The following is a 19465-nucleotide window of genomic DNA, read 5'->3' as shown; positions in this document are numbered from 1 at the left end:
AAAGTCCATTAAGAAAATTCTGTTCATTATTAGTTGATCATTGCTAATTGAAAATCTTTCCCGAAGATCACGCATATCTTCGCAGAACGACTAATCTCCATTAACTATTTGACCAATCCCCAATTAACTAATTTGAAATTTGGTGCTTGTAATTTGGGATTTTTTTAAAAATGTCATTTCGAACCCGCCTGCCGGACGGGCAGGGGAGCATTTTTGCGACTGAGAAATCTTTATCTCCTGTTCTTTTTCCATTGATGAAAAAGAACCAAAAAATCTAGGCTTACGAAAATGGATCTAAATTTTTCGTTCAATGCCTAAATTTTCTGAACTCGCGGGAAAAATTTTTAGGACGATAAAGGTGCGTTTCGCTCAAACAGCAGAAAATTTAAACGTCATCTCACTTCGAATTTGACGATCAATTTTCGATAGGCCGCTTAAAATCTCGAAAATATACAGGTTGAATTGAGAATTATTCCCCGTCAGTTCGAGCCTGCCTGCCGCTAGGAAGGTGAATCCGGACCTGCGGGAGCAGGGGCGGATTTGTATCGAGAACAGAACATTTTGGCCCTCCTCCGCTAAAAAGCTCCGGCGGGTAAAAATTTGGTGCTTGAATTTGAAATTTTTTCTAAAAATGTCATTTCGAACCCGCCTGCCGGACGGGCAGGGGAGCATTTCTGCGACTGAGAAATCTCATGCTTTAACAACGGTCTCTGTTCTTTTTACTCATAGCTTTCTATTTCTTCCGGAATTCGTGAATCTCCAATTTCCATTGATGAACCGGTCTTCCACTATTGAGGAATGTTTAAACATTTCCACTTAGTGACCTAGTGTACATCAACGCCGTGTGGCGGTCCTGCCTCGATTGCCTTATAAAGGGTATGGATATAAGTAATATATTTAACATAGTTGTTTACCCAAACTCTTCCTGCAGCAACACTGTCATCCTTATTTTCTGCTTTAGCCCTGGTCTCCTCGAACCACTTTAGTGCTTCCTTTTCTAATTTTTCACACAGCAAAACTTTGACCGGCTCAAAGTCTCCGGTTTCCAATGCACTCTCCGCACTTTCTATATCAGGTGGATTAGGACTGGCCGGTTTAAGGCCTTCAAAGGGCATTCCTTCTGCCGCACGGTGTAATCTAACCGCGGTTTCCATGAAGTACTTCTCCGCCAATTGAGCTGACTTTCCTCCATTTTGGAAAACTTCAAGACTCTGCTGAAATTTCTCCCGCAACTCCTGCTCCTGATCTTCACCTACCCAAATCAGGATCTTTTTAAAATCTCCGGTCTTTAAAGCATCTTTTGCAGCAACTGCCACAGGCCCATTCTCTCTGTCACAATGAGCATAAACATCCTGCGAGCCCGCAAACCAGAACATAACGATCAGCAATAAAACGAAAAAACCTTTTCCGTTGCGCTGATGTAGATTTGTACAATTAAAATTTCTCATTGCTATTGTTTTTTAATTAACCCCTAAAAGGTTTTATGGACAAATCAAATTAAGAACTATCAAAACCAGGAACAATGAGATTTGTCATGAAGAAGAACGAATTAGGGGTTGGTTTCACCTTAAGTCCCGGAATATTAAATTGTCAAAAGTTTTTCCGCCACTGAAAAATCTCCAGGCCCCGAAGAAATCCTGTCCATTGGTTATTGATCAATGCAAATTGAAAATCTTTCCCGAAGATCACGCATATCTTCGGGAAACTTTTTTTTGACAATCTAATCCGATTAACTAATCACTAATTAACCAATCCCCAATTTCCACTTTTGGAATTTGGAATTTGGAATTTGGTGCTTGAACCTAGTTTTTGGATCTTTTTGAAGATCAATTTTCTCTCTCCAGAGATTTAGTATCAATAACGAATCTGTATTTCACATCGCTCTTTAGCATTCTCTCATATGCAGTATTGATGTCCTGCATAGGAATGATTTCAACATCGCAGACAATATTGTGTTCTCCACAAAAGTCCAGCATTTCCTGGGTCTCTTTGATCCCGCCAATCAACGAACCTGCAATACTTTTTCTCTGGAAGATCAATTGTCCACCGTGAACGGGGTCAACCGGTTCTACTGCTCCCACTATCACCATGGTAGCGTCGCGTTTTAAAAGGCTCACATAAGGATTCACATCATGACCTACCGGAATGGTATTCAGCAAGAACTCAAAGGTATTGGCGTGACTTGCCATTTGTCCTTCATCTGTTGAGATGAGCACATGGTCTGCACCCAATTCTTCGGCATCTTTTGTCTTTGAAGGAGAGGAAGTGATCATCACCACCTCGGCTCCCATGGCACTGGCAAATTTGACTCCCATGTGCCCAAGTCCACCGAGGCCGATAACTCCTACTTTATCCCCTTTCTTCACATTCCAGTACTTAAGAGGAGAGTATGTGGTGATCCCCGCACAGAGCAGAGGTGCAGCAGCTTTGCTGTCCAGATGTTCAGGAACATGAAGAACAAAATCCTTATCGACCACAATTTTTTGTGAATATCCGCCAAAGGTCATTCCGCCTAAATATTTGTCGGGCCCGTTGTAAGTAAAAGTCGAACCTCTTTCGCAATACTGCTCCAGCCCTTCATCACAGGCGCTACATTCCCTGCAGGAATCGACCATGCAGCCCACTCCTACCTTTTCACCGACTTTAAAGTCTTTCACTTTTTCACCCACCTGGACTACCCTTCCAATAATTTCATGCCCGGGTACAAGAGGATATTCAGACATTCCCCAGTCATTCCTTACGAAATGAAGATCTGAATGACATACGCCGCAGTATTCAATGTCAATAAGGACATCATTTTCATGTACCGCTCTTCTCTCAATTTCAAAGGGTTTGAGCGGTGCTCCCACTTCCCGGGCCGCAAACGATTTTACTTTACTCATAATCAATAAGTTAAATTTATCTAAGTTAAATAAAAGAAAGGACATCTGGACCCGGCATAGGAGCGTAGTTCTGAAAAAAAATTTTGTAGCCCGTTATGCCTTAAACAAATAACATGTAATGCTGAAGCCCAGTGCTGCGACGCGAGAGTGGATTTATATTGAGGGCTAAAAATGTCATTTTGAACCCACCTGCCGGACGGGCAGAGGAGCTTTTTTGGGACTTAAAAATCTCAACTACGACTACCTCCTACCGTCTCTCGTCTATTTAAAAAGCCACGGATGCACAGATATTTTTTTTAATCATACTCCTCTTCCTCTCATTTTCAAATTTTCAAACCCTCACATTTTCAAATCAATTTTGGTATTTGGTACTTGTAATTTGGGATTTGCTCAAAATGTCATTTCGAAGGAGCTTTTTTGCGACTGAGAAAGCGCAGCTTCGACGTAGTCAAATCTCAACTACTGACTACCGTCTAAAGTCTCCCGACTACTTTCACACTAAGCTCACAAAGAAAAGGTGCCAAAAATGTCATTTTCAATAAGGTTTTGGGCGACAGAAAAATCTCCCGGCCAAGAAGAATTTCTGTTCACTGTTCATTGATAATTGGTCGTTGATTTTACGGTTTCCCGTAACTTCCTTTAACAGAATTTTAATAGATTTACGGAAGAACCACAAATCCTGCTGTTATCCCGCCGCTGAATTCGATAATAACTGAGGATTTAAGTGATATAGGACGTTTGCTGTAAGCCGTAAAATCATCTAGGAATATTTAAAATCATGAAAATAAAAAAATTAGAAGTTGAGAATTTCAGGTTACTAAAAAGATTTTCTATGGATTTGGAAAAAGAACTTTCCTTAGTTATTGGAAAAAATAATACAGGAAAAACATCAATTCTTTCGGTTCTAGATAAATTCTTAAACGAAAAAGCCAAGTTCACTTATGATGATTTTAATATTGACTTTAAAAAAGAGTTGGAAGACTTAATAAAATTATCTGATCCTCCTGAAGATTTTTCTGCTAAAGGACTCAAATTAAAAATTTTTATAGAATATGATGATGAAGATGATTTATCTAATGTTAGTCGAGTTTTGATGGATTTAGATCCTGATAATAATAATATTGTATTGGGTTTTGAATATGTTCTTACATATTCAAAGTATTTAGAATTAAGAACAGACTACAATAGTTTTGCAGTAGAAGAGAAAAAAAAGGTAGAGGGCGGAACTAAAACTATAGCAAGAGATATTAAAAATTTTTTAAAGCAAAGATTGAATAGATATTTTACTATTCGGAAATTGTCTTTTGATTATGTTTTGGCCAGAAATGAAGTCAATGAAGAAAAATACATAGATTTAGTTGAGCAGAAAATTAGTATCTCTGATATAATCTCATTTAAACATATTCCCGCGAGAAGGGACGTGACAAATAAGGATAGAGACAATACTCTTTCTAGACAAACTTCTAGTTTATACAATAAGAATGAAGATAGTGAAGAAAAAGTCCAGGCGACAGAAGATTTTATAGACCAGCTATCAGAAACTGATTTAAAATTGAGTAGCATTTATTCTGACTTGTTTAAAGATGTTGTAAAAAACGTGAGCACTTTTGGAGGTGTAAAACTTAATGAAACAACTATAGATATAATCTCTACACTTCAACATCGAGATCTACTAGAAGGCAACACCACTGTAGTTTATAATCACGATATTGATAAACTGCCCGAACAATACAATGGTCTTGGGTATATGAATTTGATAAGTATGATTTTTGAAATTGAAATACTTAGACAAGAATTTAAAAGAAAAAAAGATGAGAAACCATCGGATATTAATTTACTTGTGATTGAGGAGCCAGAAGCCCATACCCATCCTCAAATGCAATATGTTTTTATAAAAAATATCAAAACTTTGCTTGCAGAAGGTGTTGAACGAGAAGATGGAATAAATAGACCTCTGCAGTATATAATAACTACACATTCATCTCACATAGTTGCCGATAGTGATTTCAATGATATTAAGTACTTAAAAAGTGAAGATAAAAATAATGTTGTATCAAAAAATCTTATCGATTTAAAAAAAGAATATGATACCGACCCAAATCAATACCAATTCCTTAAACAATATTTAACCATAAGCAGGGCAAAAATATTCTTTGCAGACAAAGCGGTTCTTATCGAAGGAGATACAGAAAGAATTTTGATACCGACTTTTATGCGAAAAGTTGATATTGAGGAAGAAGAACGATTAAAAGCAGAAGGGAAAGCTGATGACTTTCTTCCATTATTGTCACAGAATATATCTACCATTGAAGTTGGGGCTTATTCACAAATCTTTGAGAAGTTTATCGAGTTTTTGGGAATTAAATCTTTGGTTCTAACGGATATTGATGCTATCAAGGTAATAAAACAAAACGAGAAAGGACAAGACGTTTGGGGTGCTTGTCCTGTTAATGAGGGTACAAAAACAAGTAATTCGGCAATTAATCATTTTCTAAAAGAAATTACTTGGAATAATTTAAAAGCCCTGCCAGTTCCTGATAGAACAATCCTTGTTGGGTCATCTAACGTTTGTATATGCTATCAACAAGAAGAAGATAATTATCATGCAAGGAGCTTTGAAGATGCTTTTATTCATATAAATCGAGCGTTTATAGACGGCAAAAAAGATGAATTTAGAGGCTTACAAAATAGAAAGTTATTTGATGATGGTGCAAATGCCTATGTGTTAGCTGATTCATGTATTAAAAAGAAAACTCATTTTGCATTAGATATTTTATATCATAGCAATGAGAGTTTTAGTAATTGGAATATTCCAGAGTACATCAAAAATGGCTTACTATGGTTGAAGGAAGATTAGAGTTAGAGCCTGAAGTGCGGGAAATTTTTAAATTAATTGATGATGGGAAAAACTTTCTTCTAAGTGGAGGTGCAGGAAGTGGTAAGACTTACTCTTTGGTAAGTGTTATTCGTCAGGTAATAGCTGAAAATCCAACTATTAAAGTTGCCTGTATGACATACACTAATGCCGCAGTAAAGGAAATCGAAGAAAGAGTAAATCACAAAAACCTTAATGTATCAACCATCCACGACTTCCTATGGGATAACATTAAGCACTTTCAAAAAGAGCTTAAAGAGGCTATTATAACACTGGCAAACGATGAAAATATTACTAGAATAAAAATTAATGATTTAAATCCTGTACCAGATAATTTTTTTGATGACCTAGAAGAAAAAATAAAATACAAAGAATTTGTAAGGATAAGAGAAGGTATAATCTCTCATGATGAGTTAATTATTGTTGCAAATTATCTCTTTCAGAAATACCCTAAACTTAATAGTGTCGTAAAAGATAAATACAAATTCATTTTTTTAGATGAGTATCAAGATACTAGTGGGATGGTTGTGGAAACATTCCTAACTCATTTTAAAAAAAGTAAAAGGAAAAATATAATAGGTTTTTTTGGGGATGCTATGCAAAACATTTATCCAGATACTGTCGGGAATTTAGATGCATATGATGATGATGTAATTAAGAAAATTGCAAAGAAACAAAATAGAAGAAATCCCCAACTCATTATTGATTTGGCAAATAAACTTCGGACTGACGGGATTACTCAAGAACCTTCTACCGATCCCAATGCACCCAATATGGAAGAAGGTGTAGTAAAGCCGGGTACTCTATTGTTTTTGCATTCTAATGATAATGATATTAGTAAAGTTGAAAAATTTCTGGAAGTAAATTATGGTTGGGATTTTAAAAATTCAAAAGATACAAAGGAACTGAATCTTACCCACAATTTAATAGCTGGAAAAGCGGGTTTTAAATCATTAATGCTTATTTACGACAAAGATCATATTTTAAGTTTTAAAGACAGAATTAAAAATTACATAAAAGACAAAGGAATTTCAACAGATTTTTCTGAAAATAGTTTTGGGGAAGTAATTAATACTTTACAGCAAGGAAAAACAGGGCCGGATTTGAAAAAAGTAAGTCCTACTAATACTATGCAAGCCTTTATTGATGATAATGAAGAATTGTTCAATTATGCCAAAACTTTAAATTACTCTAAATTTTCAAAAATCTACGTTGATAAGGACCAACTGCTTGATGATAAAAAACAAGATGAGGATGATGAGAATAAGAAAGACTCAAAAAGAGATAGTTTGATTAAACACTTATTCAAAATTCAAAATAATATTTCCTTATATCAAAATAAGAGATATAACGAGTTTTTGAGAGCAACAGATTTTCGTTATAAAATTACTAGCATAGCCAGCAAAAGAACTTTAAAAGAAAATATTGAAAGCCTCATTGCAGTAGGCGATAAGACAATTGAGGAAGTAATTACTGATGCTAATGAGAAGGGTATTTGTATTATTGATGATAAGCTAAATGATTTTAAAGAGAAAAAGGAGTATTTGTATAATCGTGTGAAAGATGTCAAATTTAGCGAATTTCAAAAGTTATATGAATATTTAGAAGGGCAAACACCCTTTTCAACACAACATAAAACTAAAGGAGCAGAATTGGACAATATCCTAGTGCTTCTCGATAATGGTGGTTGGAATAATTACAATTTTGAAAAAATGTTTTTAGGCACAGCCTCTGAATCTGTAATGGATAGAACACAAAAGATATTTTACGTTTGCTGTACGAGAGCCAAAGAAAATTTAGCAGTTTTCTTTCATAGTCCAAGTGATGAAGTTATAGTAAAAGCTAAAGACTGGTTTGGAGTTGAAAATGTAATTAGTATTGAGTAATGAGTAATGAGTAATGGCCTACAGCTAACAACTATTCATCGCAAATAGACGGCACCGCTAGTAAGAAAATAATTAAATTCACCAACAAACCAAGTCTAAGTCGGCAAAGCCTCCTCCCCAAATCCGCCAACTTGCGATAATTGAAACCGTTGACAAATACTAGAAATCTCACCTAATCAGGCCCGAAATCTCCTTCCCAATATCCCCACGCCAAAAAACCCATTTTTGACACCCCTTCTATAACTAATCCCACACCGGCAGTTAACCATTCTTACTGCCCACCACCTTCTCTAAGATTACTTTAGCTTCAAAGTGCAGCCGCAATTCTACTCCGGCATGCTGACATATGTCATTCTTTTTCTTCAAAAAAGTCCAGACCTTTAAAGGAGCTTTAAAAGGAGGCCTATGAAATATCACAGCTTCTAAGTCACCGTCTTCCCCCCTCGATCCTCCTCTCCTATTAAAATAAACTTCCGGGAGAGTTTTAACACTTGGTAACAATGGTTACTGACCACGCCCAATTCTGAGAGTACTTTTGTACCATAAAATTTAAGAAATGAAGAAACAGCAACTTATCTTTCTACTTCCGGCAATACTTTTTTCCTGGATGCTTTCGGCACAGGAGACAGTTACCATTGGGAAAGAAGAAGTCCAGGAACGGGTACAGGAGAATAACAGCCAGCTAAAGATCTCCCAACAGGAATTCCTGGCAGCCCGTGCCCAATACCGGCAGACCAATGCGGTCTTTTTACCTAACATAAGCGCATCCCACACCGGGATGACCACCAATAATCCATTAATGGCTTTCGGGTCAAAGCTAAACCAGGAGATCGTCACCCAAAGCGATTTTGATCCGGCAAGGCTCAATGATCCCGATCGTATCGACAATTTCGCTACCAAAGTGGAAGTTCAGCAACCTCTGGTAAACCTTGACGGGATCTACCAAAGAGGCGCTGCAAAGAGCAAAATGCAGGCTACAGAACTGCAAGGCGTGCGAACCGGGGACCATATGAAACTGGAAACCAACAAAGCTTATATGCAGCTGCAATTGGCCCATAAAGCGGTAGCAGTACTGGAGCAGGCTTTGGAAACAGCACAGGCCAACTTGAGGCTGGCAGAAAACAATTTTAAGCAGGGATACCTGCAACAGAGTGACGTGCTCGCGGTGGAAGTCCGCGTGACCGAGGTGGATAATCAGCTGCAGTACGCCAGGAGCAATGTCAAAAACGCCGGTGATTACCTCATGTTCCTAATGGGAGATTCCCTTGATGTGGTATTGGTCCCAAAGGATTCCCTAAGCGTACAAATAAATTCCGTTTCCACACCAGCCCTTCCCGGCGACCGTGCAGATATACGGGCGATGGAACTGGCTACCGAGGCCCGCAGGAAAATGTACAGGGCCGATAAAATGTCATTTTTGCCCCGACTTAATGCCTTCGGAAGTTATGAGCTTTATGATGATGAGATCTTCCAGGGAGATGCCACCGGTTATCTCGCAGGAGTCGCTTTGACCTGGGATCTTTTTGACGGAAGCAAGCGCTTCGGAAAAACACAGGAGTCCAAAGCTGAATTTGAAAAGTCACAACTAGAACTCCAACAACACGTACAACAGAGTCAGCTGGAATTAAACCGCGCCACCCGTGCCCTTAGGGATGCAGAGAACAAACTGAACCTTACCAGGCTGGCACTGGAACAATCCAAAGAAGCCCTGCGAATTCGCAACAACCGATACGAGCAAGGCCTCGAAAAAACCACGGACCTGCTAGGCGCCGAAACACAATTTTCTGAAAAACGACTGGAGTATTACCAGACGGTGTATGAATATAATTACGCATTAGCGTATGTGGAGTTTTTAACGAGTAGTATTGAATAAAGAGTGGACAGTGGACAGTGGACAGGAAAAATTCCAGGCACCAAACACCAAATTCCAAGCTCCAACGTGTCACCTCAAGCGGAGTCGAGAGGTAAATAGGAAACGAAAATAAAATTAGAATAACAATGCCCTTCTCCCCCTTTAGTCCCGATAGCTATCGGGCGGGGGGAAAAAGGGAGTGAAGAGTACAAAACTCCGAACAACAAACAAGAAACAACGAACAACAAACCATAGAAAATGAAAAAAACAATATACACAATAGCATTAGCTTCCCTGGGATTATTCGCGACGAGCTGCGGCAGCGATGATAAAAAGCAGGCAGTGAATGAGGGGCCGGTAGTGCCCGTGCAGGTGGAAACACCATCGGGGACGGGAGACCGTTTTCTCACTGCCAGCGGACAAATTGAAGCGGTAAACAGCGCCACCCTGAGTACCCGTATGATGGGCTTTGTCGATGATATTCACGTAAATGTGGGAGATAAGGTGGAAAAAGGCCAGTTACTGGTTTCCATCAACAACTCTGACCTGCAGGCCAAACGTGCCCAGGTAAACGCCGGAATCACCGAAGCTGAAGCCGCCTACAATAATGCTAAAAAAGATTACGAGCGTTTTAAGGCCCTTTTCGAAGAGCAGTCGGCTTCCCAAAAAGAGATGGATGACCAGACCGCCCGTTTTGAAATGGCTCAGGCCAGACTTGAAGCAGCCAAACAAATGAGAAATGAGGTGAACTCCCAGTTCGCCTATGTGAACATACGTGCTCCCTTTAGCGGAGTCATCACTAACAAATTTGCCGAGGAAGGTACTATGGCCAATCCGGGTCAGCCGCTTTTAGCCGTAGAAGCTCCGGGGAATTTTGAAGTAACCGCAAGAGTTGCGGAGTCCAATATCTCAAGGATAGAAACAGGAACCAAAGTGGACGTCATTGTAAAGTCTGTTGAGCAGACTGTTCCCGGCACCGTGGCGGAAGTTAGTACTTCGGCCAGTAACACCGGCGGACAATACCTGGTGAAAGTAGCTCTTGAAGATACTGAAGCAGATTTGAAATCGGGGATGTATGCTACAGTGAGATTTCCGGTAGAGAAGCAGGAAAACACTGCTGAAGCGGTAATGATCCCCACAGAAGCAATTGTGACCCGAGGCGACCTGAAAGGAGTTTATACCGTGAGTCAACAGAATACCGCGATGCTGAGATGGCTAAGACTTGGAAGAACATACGGAGACCGTGTAGAAGTTCTTAGCGGGCTCAATCCCGATGAGGCCTATATAGTTTCGGCAGACGGAAAATTGTTCAACGGAGCAAAAATTAGTGTAAAGGAGTAAAGATGCGTTAAGGATTGAGGCAGTTATCCTCCCGACCGGAGGAAGGGAGATAGCGCCGAAAGCCTGACCCCACCGAAGCTTTAGCGAAGGTGGGGAAACGCCCAAAGAACCATAGAAAATATGAAAGAAGGATTAGCAGGCAAGATTGCCAAAGGCTTTATAAATTCGAAATTGACGGTGTTGCTCATGATCGTGTTCATGATCGTGGGTGTGTACGCGTCATTTTTAATTCCACGCGAGGAAGAGCCGCAGATCGATGTGCCCATGGCCGACATTTTTGTTGGCTACCCGGGTGCCAGCCCTACCGAGGTGGAACAGCGTATTATCAAACCCCTGGAAAAGATGGTTTCCAACATTCCGGGTGTGGAGTATGTCTACTCTACCTCCATGGAGGAACAGGGAATGTTGATCGTGCAGTTCTACGTGGGCGAGGATATTGAACGTTCGTATGTGAAACTCTACAACGAGCTCATGAAGAACATGGACCAGTTCCCGCCCAATGTGAGTCAGCCGCTGGTGAAGACCCGGGCTATTGACGATGTTCCGGTACTGGGGCTCACCCTGTGGAGCGAAAATTATGATGATTACCAGCTTCGGCAAATGGCCAACGAGCTGCGGCATGAGATCGAAAAGGTCGAGGATGTTTCTATTGTGAACACTATTGGGGGGCGTGACAGGCAACTGCGCGTGGTGCTCGACAAGGACAGGATGGCTGCCAGTGGAGTGGATTTTCTCGGAGTTTCTGAAAAGATAAAGGCTTCCAATCAACAGCTTTCCTCCGGAAGTTTTGACCGTAACGACAGTGAAGTTTTGGTTAGCTCCGGAAGCTTTTTGGAATCCCCACAGGATGTGGAGAACCTCATCGTGGGAGTGAATGACGGGCAACCGGTGTACCTGAAGCAAATTGCCACGGTACAGGATGGGCCTGAGATCTCTAAATCTTACGTGAATTTTGGATTTGGACAGGCAATAGGTGCTTCGGAATATCCCGGGGAATATCCTGCGGTGACATTATCTGTAGCAAAACGCAAAGGAGCCGATGCGATGAAGATCGCCGATGTGATCCTTGAAAAAGTGGAACACCTGCAAACGAACCTAATTCCTGAAGATGTGCACGTGGAAGTAACCCGTAACTACGGGGAAACTGCTTCGCACAAAGTAGGGGAACTATTGCTGCACCTTATAGGTGCGATCATAGCAGTAACGCTTGTGGTAATGCTGGCAATGGGCTGGCGCGGCGGACTGGTAGTATTCCTTTCGGTACCTATCACCTTTGCCCTTACCCTGCTGAGTTATTATATGCTGGATTACACCCTGAACAGGATCACCTTGTTCGCACTAGTATTCGTTACCGGTATTGTGGTGGATGACTCGATCATTATTGCCGAGAATATGCACCGGCACTTCAAGATGAAACGCCTGCCGTTTAAACAGGCTGCGCTCTATGCCATCAACGAAGTGGGGAACCCAACTATCCTTGCAACTTTTACGGTAATTGCTTCGGTACTGCCGATGGCTTTCGTAAGCGGACTGATGGGGCCTTATATGAGTCCGATGCCGATTGGAGCTTCTATCGCGATGATCCTGTCACTATTCGTGGCACTTACCATCACGCCATACCTTGGATTTATTTTTCTTAGGGAAAAGACCAAAAAAGGAGCACCTGAAAAGCCTGAAGAGAAGATTGAAGATTCCATGATCTACCGTATCTATAAGCGCTTTGAAGAACCACTTATCGATAATAAAAAGATCCGCTGGTCCTTCCTCGGAATTACAATTGTCCTTCTATTGGGATCTGTTGCCTTGTTCTTTACGGAAGATGTGGCCGTGAAAATGCTGCCTTTCGATAACAAGAATGAATTCCAGGTGGTCATAGACATGCCTGAAGGAACAACTCTAGAGAGAACAGCGGTAGTGACTAAAGAGATAGGTCAATACCTGAGCGGAAGCGAGCAGGTAGTGAATTACCAGACTTACATTGGAACCTCTGCCCCTATCACCTTCAACGGACTCGTACGTCACTATGACCTGCGCGGAGCGAGCAACACTGCCGATATTCAGGTGAACCTGCTTCCTAAAGGCGACCGAAGCCTGCAGAGTCACGACATCGCGAAACTGCTGCGTCCGGATATCCAGGCGATAGGAGATAAATATGGTGCCAACATCAAGCTGGTGGAAGTTCCTCCGGGACCTCCGGTATTGTCTACCATAGTCGCGGAAGTCTACGGACCCGATTATGAGACACAGATCGCACTTGCTGACAGTATCCAGACTATCCTTCATAACACAGCGGACGTGGTGGACATAGACTGGATGGTCGAAGCCGATCAAAAAGAGTACGAATTCGAAATAGATAAGGAAAAAGCCATGCTCAATGGCATTGCTCCCCAGCAGATCGTTTATACCCTGAACTCTGCGATGGGGGAAAGAGCCATTACGCAGCTTTATGATGAAGAAGCTACCCAAAGAGTGGGTATCGTGCTGACCCTGGATGAAGAGGAAAAATCTTCGGTTGAGGATATCATGAATATCCAGATCGCTTCCCAAAGTGGTCAAATGATCCCAATAGCCGATCTGGTAACGCCGACGGAAGTTATAAGGGACAAGAGCATCTATCGTAAGAATCAGAAACGAGTGGTTTATGTGCTGGCCGATATGGCCGGAGAACTGGAGAGTCCGGTGTATGCTATCCTCGGAATGGAAGATAAGCTGAAGGAAATTGATATGCCGGCAGGTTATGAGATCAGTGACCTGTATATGGGTCAGCCACAATACGAAGATGACTATACCGTGAAATGGGACGGAGAGTGGCAGATCACTTTAGAAGTATTCCGTGACCTTGGGATCGCATTTTTGGGAGTGATCGTGATCATTTACATCCTCATCGTAGGCTGGTTCCAGAACTTTAGAGCTCCTATTGTGATGATGGTAGCTATTCCGCTATCGCTGATAGGGATCGTGCTGGGCCACTGGATCATGGGCGCCTTCTTTACCGCCACCTCCTTTATCGGGATGATCGCGCTGGCCGGGATCATGGTGCGGAACTCGGTGCTGCTCATCGACTTTGTAAATCTGAGATTGGAAGATGGAATTCCGTTGAAGCAGGCGGTGATCGAAGCCGGAGCTGTACGGACCACTCCTATCCTCTTGACTGCAGGTACGGTAGTGATAGGAGCCTTCGTGATCCTCTTCGACCCAATTTTCCAGGGACTCGCAATATCTCTGATGGGAGGAACCATAGTCTCCACCTTCCTTACGTTGCTGGTAGTGCCGTTGGTGTACTACATGATCGAGAGAAAGAAGTATGAGGACAGGGAGGAGAAACCGGAGGTTTTGGAAGAAAGAGAAACTGAGAAAGTTGAGTAAATAACGGTTGCAGGTTGCAGGTTGCAGGTTGCAAGTTGCGGGTTGCGGGTTGCGGGTTGTGACTTGAAGACTCTAAAATTTGCACGATGTCATCTCGACAGAGCATCTTCTTTCGGCAGAAAGGAGATGCGACGAGAGATCTGCCCCGGTTGCAACAGTTGTCTTTAAAAAGTTAAAAAAATCCCCTCCTCCCCCTTTTGGGGGCCGGGGATTAAACGAAGTACGTGTTTAAAAGTACGCAGGAATGAAAAAATAAAAACTTTTTATCAAAATACTTTTTTCGGCTCCCTTTAGGACGGGGCAAAACGAAAAAAGAGATTTAGGACAAATCCTTAACCAAAAACTGAGAACCGAAAACTGAGAACTGAGAACCGAAAACTTTGAACCTTAAACCAATAATGATGAAACTATTATTAGTCACTACAGTTTCCGAATACCAGAAGGATGTTCTGAAACTATTCAAAAAAGCTAAAATCGAAGCCTTCAGTTCTTCGGAAATTGACGGCTACAAAAACACGAATTCCCTAATCGCTACTCAAAGCTGGTTCCCCGGGGAAAAAGGAGGAAACGAGTCCTCCATGTTTTTCTCTTTTACAGATGAGGAGAAGATCACCGAGTTCTTTAATCATGTACGGGAATTCAATAATAAACTGGAGACCAATAACCCCGTTCGCGCGGTGGTAGTACCTATAGAACAATCGATCTAACAATGAACAATGATCAATTAACAATTAACACTAAAATTTAAAGATTATGCTAAACAGAGTCATACGCGGCATCGCCGGAACATTTATTTTGATAAGCCTTTTACTGGCAGTATATGTAAACATCAACTGGCTTTGGTTTACAGCCTTTGTGGGGGTGAACTTATTGCAATCTTCAATGACCCGCTGGTGTTTGATGGAGGACATTCTGAAGAAATTCGGGATAAAGGATGAGAAACAGACATCTTTGAAAGATTCCCGTTCAAAAGCATAGGGTTTTAAAAGGTACAGCTGAAATTTCCCGGACATGACAAATAGCATGTTAAGGGAACAGGCAGATTCATACATTTATCTGATTAATCATTTCTTATGAAAAATCTCCTCCTTCCTGTTTTTGCTCTTTTTTTCCTCGCCGGCTGCCAGGAAAAGAAGACAGACTACACTACACCTGCAAAAGCTGAAATGCAAATTGCAACCGCACAGCAGGAGCATCCTGGTAAAAAGCTAATGGAGACCTACTGTTATACCTGTCATAGTCCAAGTGCTCCTATGAATGAAGGCAGGATTGGCCCACCTATGGCTGCGGTAAAAGCGCATTATTTAATGAGTGAACCGTCCCGGGAGGAATTTGTACAACAAATCGTCTCCTTTGTGGATGAACCATCTGCAGAAAAATCCCAAATGCGGGGAGCAATTAACCGCTTCGGACTTATGCCGTACCAGGAATTTCCAGATGGGGCCGTTGAACAGATCGCTGAATATCTATATGAATATCAGATCGAAGAACCCGAATGGTTCGCCGAACATTGGAAACAGGGCCCCGGGAAAGGCCAGTATCGCCAGCAGGGCCAACAAATGGGAAAAGGAATGGGACAGGGAAAAGGTCCGGGCAAGATGGGCAGAGGAATGGGTATGCAGCGGCAGAATCCGGCAGATAAAGGGCTGGAGATCGCGCTGGAAACCAAACAGCTGCTGGGTAAGAACCTTATGCAGGCAATTCAGAAAGAAGGGACTCTGCATGCTCTGGAATTCTGCAATGTCGAAGCACTCCCGCTCACCGCTTCCATGGCAGAAAAGTACAACGCCTCTGTGCAAAGGGTTTCAGACAAGTACCGGAATCCGCAGAATCAAGCCACTCCCGAAGAAGCAGAAATCATTGATCTTTTCACAGCACAGTTAAACGCAGGTAAAGATCCGCAGCCGGTCTTGATTCCTGAAAATGGTACTACCCGCTTCTATTATCCTATAGTCACCAACAGCATGTGCCTGCAATGCCACGGAAAGCCAGGGGACATTGAGTCGCAGGTAAAAGAAAAGATCCTGAAACTTTATCCGCAGGACAAGGCGATAGGTTATTCCGAAAATGAGGTGCGCGGGATCTGGATGATTGAATTTGAGAACAGGAGGTAGATGAAAAAATTCTTCCTTTGAGCCTCTTCAAAAATGTCATTTTTGGAGGGGCTTTTTTTATTATATCATTTCCTTGCCTGGTAAATTCCTGCTGGTTGCCTCTTCTTAATTGTTTTTTACTGAATAAATAATATCAATCCCAGTTGTAACAAGTAAAGATTTGATAAATTTATACAGCAAAAGGTAGCAGCCAATCGGCTTATGATTGGCAGAAAAAATCACTCCATGAGAATTGCCTTTTTAGTACTTATAATTTTACACGGTCTAATCCATTTTTTGGGATTTTTAAAAGGCTTCGGCATTGCTGACATAAAAGAACTCAGTCTTACAATTTCTAAACCTGTAGGCCTAATTTGGCTGGCGACAGGGCTCCTCTTCCTGGTATACGGAATTTCCTGGTGGACCGGTTATAAATTCAGCTGGCTTCTCGCTTTTATAGCTGTGGTTGTTTCCCAGGTGCTTGTAATTCTCTACTGGAAAGATGCCAAAGCAGCCACCCTTCCTAATCTTATTATTCTTGTTGTGGCAATCGTTTCCCTTGGCTCCTACAATTTTAATAAGATGGTGCAGACAGATACTAACCGAATCCTTTACGGGAATAAAGTAGTTAATGAAAAAGTAGTTTCTAAAAAGGATCTTGAAGGCTTACCTCAACCCGTACAAAAATGGCTCCGCCATTCCGGGATCATCGGGAAACCTTTTATAAGTAATGGCAAAATTCTGCAAGATCTTAAAATGAAAATGAAGCCCGGCCAGGAGAAATGGCTACAGGCAACTGCAGTTCAATATTCCACGGTAGATGTCCCTGCATTTATCTGGAGTGTAGATGCAAGGATGAACAGTCTTATCGGTTTCAAAGGCAGGGATAAATTCGAAGGAGGAAAAGGGGAAATGTTGATCAAATTGGAGGGACTGGTGAATGTGGTGGATGAAAAAGGAGAGAAACTTGACGAGGGAAGCCTGCAGCGATATCTGGGGGAAATGGTGTGGCTCCCAACTCTAGCCCTTAGTCCGCACGTAAGTTGGGAAGAAGTGAATGACTGTACAGCAATTGCTACACTGGATTATATGGGCACCAAAGGCAGCGGTACTTTTACTTTCAATAGCGACGGAGACTTCACCATATTTTCAGCAATGCGATTTAAGGGTAACGAAGCCGATGCCAAACGTTACCCGTGGGTCTTAAAAGTGCAGGAACATAAAAGTTTTGAAGACATAAGGGTTCCGTCGAAAATGACTGCCACCTGGAAGCTGGAAAACCAAGACTGGACCTGGTTGAAACTGGACATTAAAAACATTGACTACAATGTCAAAGCTCCGGTCAAAAACTCTAAAAAAATTTAATAACAATCTTATTAAAATTATTTGCAACAATTATCTGGCAGTAACTTCCAGATGGGCTGAAAAAAACCAGAAAATTTCTTCTCCAAAATGTCATTTTCAGCACCTTACATGTTTTATTTCCCTGATATGCAGTTAATTTACTGTAAGATTTTTATAGATTTATAAAAACATTCTTTAGTTGTGCTGGTTAAAAAACATTTTGCTTCTGGTCGACTGGGGGTAACAGTGACAAACAATGATCTTTAATAATAAAATGTGTTTATGAAACGTCTTTTTATAGCTCTGTTCTCCTTTTTAGTTTTCACAGGATGTTCTAAAGAGGATAACCTGGAGGAAAAATTTGTTGGCAATAAGTACGCTAATTTACTCTTTGATACCCGTGAAGAATGTGAAGCTTCCTGGGAGAAATATTTCATGAATTGTGCCCAGACCTTAGAGATCATCAGTGATTCTGAAGTTGAGATTATGGTCACAGATATTCTCTACACCACTACCTTCTATATAAAAAACGGACAATTAATCGTAGAATCCTCACCTGAAACATACGAGTTTTCCAGGGATTTGATTTTTCAGATTTCAGCAAATGGAGATTTGATATTGGGTGACACCCCCTGGATGATATACCAGAAATCTTTTTACGAATTGTACGATAGGCCCAAATAGAGATTCCTTTACCGTTGCTTTATATTATTTTCCAACGGCAGAATACCCACTGAAATTAATAGATTTACATAAATTGAACATTATTCTACATCACCTCAGAGAAACTATAGAAGAAATTTAGCAAATGATGAAAAATTACTTGAGGAAGGTACTTGTTCTTTTAATTTTGATCACCTGGTGCAATACGGCACATCCACAATCTGAATCAAATCATGCCATATATATTGGTAATGACATTAACGCTGGAAACTACCTTGGCCTGGATTTCAATGTGAATTATGCCTATCTGGAAAAATACTCCCTTAGATTAGGATATAGCTGGAACGTTAGAAAAGCTGAGACCCAACCATATGATTATTCTGCTGGATTTTTTAAAACTATGCTCCTGGGACTGGGCAGTCCCGCTGACCAATTGGGGAATTTACAACTGGCTGCAGGCAGAATCTATAAACTGAATAATAAGGGAACGATTCGAGCCAATCTATCTTTAGGACTCGGCTACACCACAATCAAGGAACCGGGAAACTGGCAAAGAACCGGCAGCCACCTGCTAAAGGAGAACTATACCTGGGACTATGACAAATATCACACGATAAGCTTAATTATAAATCCTAAAATTGAATTTCCGCTCACCAGATTTTACGGTTTGTCTGTTTCCCCAATGGTTCAACTCAATAAAGACAAGGTTTACGTGGGGATAGGAATAGGGCATATTTTTGGTCTCTTAAGAGACAGATTTGTACCAGCCCTAAGTGCTAATAACTAAAGCTCTTTCTCTGCTAACAACAGCATTTACTACCGAAAGTCTGCTTCTGTTTAAGGAAGTGATTCAAAAATAACATTTTTGCCCCTCCTCCGGAACTTTGATTTTGTTAAACTCAAAATCCAAACCCGCAACCAATAAAAGCAGGCGAATGCCAACCTGATTAATAAAAGGAAGATTTTTATTTACTGTTCCTGTTGATAAAGATCCAGTAAAGGGCGACAACTAGAATGGTCAAAATTCCTCCCGCTATATAGATCTTATATTCCATGACATAAATATAAAAGTGTTCTAAGATGGAAGTGAGAAATGTATCAAAAATATAGTTCTTAGGCTATGAGATATATCAGGTTTCTGTTATATCTCATCCATTTCAGGT

The 19465-nt window shown here is 41.2% G+C and carries 13 protein-coding genes; 11 read left to right on the top strand and 2 right to left on the bottom strand.

The features are described from left to right. Window positions 1–824: 824 nt before the first annotated feature. The gene (locus tag LA313_RS14495) at window positions 825–1448 is read right to left on the bottom strand and encodes a DUF6448 family protein (protein WP_228916246.1); all 624 of its coding nucleotides are present in this window, start codon (window positions 1446–1448) and stop codon (window positions 825–827) included. Between the two features lie 378 nt (window positions 1449–1826). Further along, window positions 1827–2882 (bottom strand): NAD(P)-dependent alcohol dehydrogenase, encoded by a 1056-nt coding sequence (locus tag LA313_RS14490; protein ID WP_228916244.1) that lies wholly within the window; start codon window positions 2880–2882, stop codon window positions 1827–1829. A gap of 778 nt (window positions 2883–3660) precedes the next feature. Here LA313_RS14490 and LA313_RS14485 point away from each other — a divergent pair. The 11 genes from LA313_RS14485 (at window position 3661) to LA313_RS14435 (ending at window position 19089) form a co-directional block, all read left to right on the top strand. Beyond that, window positions 3661–5739 (top strand): ATP-dependent nuclease, encoded by a 2079-nt coding sequence (locus tag LA313_RS14485; RefSeq protein ID WP_228916242.1) that lies wholly within the window; start codon window positions 3661–3663, stop codon window positions 5737–5739. After that, window positions 5721–7643: a UvrD-helicase domain-containing protein gene (locus tag LA313_RS14480; protein ID WP_228916236.1), complete on the top strand. Its 1923-nt coding sequence runs from the start codon at window positions 5721–5723 to the stop codon at window positions 7641–7643. The genes LA313_RS14485 and LA313_RS14480 overlap by 19 nt, the downstream gene beginning before the upstream one ends. A 556-nt stretch (window positions 7644–8199) precedes the next feature. After that, window positions 8200–9516, top strand: coding sequence for a TolC family protein (locus LA313_RS14475; RefSeq protein WP_228916234.1), 1317 nt, complete (start codon window positions 8200–8202; stop codon window positions 9514–9516). Window positions 9517–9753: 237 nt separating this feature from the next. After that, a complete protein-coding gene (locus tag LA313_RS14470; protein ID WP_228916232.1) occupies window positions 9754–10836 on the top strand; it encodes an efflux RND transporter periplasmic adaptor subunit in 1083 nt (360 codons plus the stop codon). A gap of 120 nt (window positions 10837–10956) precedes the next feature. Then, entirely contained in the window at window positions 10957–14202 is a 3246-nt protein-coding gene (locus tag LA313_RS14465; RefSeq protein ID WP_228916230.1) for an efflux RND transporter permease subunit, read from the top strand. Window positions 14203–14603: 401 nt separating this feature from the next. After that, window positions 14604–14909, top strand: a complete 306-nt coding sequence (locus LA313_RS14460) for a hypothetical protein (protein WP_228916389.1) — start codon at window positions 14604–14606, stop codon at window positions 14907–14909. A 46-nt stretch (window positions 14910–14955) separates the two neighbouring features. After that, on the top strand, window positions 14956–15180 hold the full coding sequence (locus LA313_RS14455; protein ID WP_228916228.1) for a YgaP family membrane protein: 225 nt from the start codon (window positions 14956–14958) through the stop codon (window positions 15178–15180). A gap of 95 nt (window positions 15181–15275) precedes the next feature. Beyond that, on the top strand, window positions 15276–16316 hold the full coding sequence (locus LA313_RS14450; RefSeq protein WP_228916226.1) for a Tll0287-like domain-containing protein: 1041 nt from the start codon (window positions 15276–15278) through the stop codon (window positions 16314–16316). A gap of 225 nt (window positions 16317–16541) precedes the next feature. Then, the gene (locus tag LA313_RS14445) at window positions 16542–17660 is read left to right on the top strand and encodes a DUF6544 family protein (protein ID WP_228916224.1); all 1119 of its coding nucleotides are present in this window, start codon (window positions 16542–16544) and stop codon (window positions 17658–17660) included. A 261-nt stretch (window positions 17661–17921) separates the two neighbouring features. Further along, a complete protein-coding gene (locus LA313_RS14440; RefSeq protein WP_228916222.1) occupies window positions 17922–18323 on the top strand; it encodes a hypothetical protein in 402 nt (133 codons plus the stop codon). 124 nt (window positions 18324–18447) lie between these two features. Then, window positions 18448–19089: a hypothetical protein gene (locus tag LA313_RS14435; protein WP_228916220.1), complete on the top strand. Its 642-nt coding sequence runs from the start codon at window positions 18448–18450 to the stop codon at window positions 19087–19089. The last annotated feature ends 376 nt before the right edge of the window (window positions 19090–19465 follow it).

It is taken from the genome of Salinimicrobium sediminilitoris (assembly GCF_020866905.1).
In the GTDB taxonomy this organism is placed as follows: domain Bacteria; phylum Bacteroidota; class Bacteroidia; order Flavobacteriales; family Flavobacteriaceae; genus Salinimicrobium; species Salinimicrobium sediminilitoris.
Note: the sequence above shows the minus strand (reverse complement) of the source record. Positions and strands in the feature narration are given on the sequence as shown.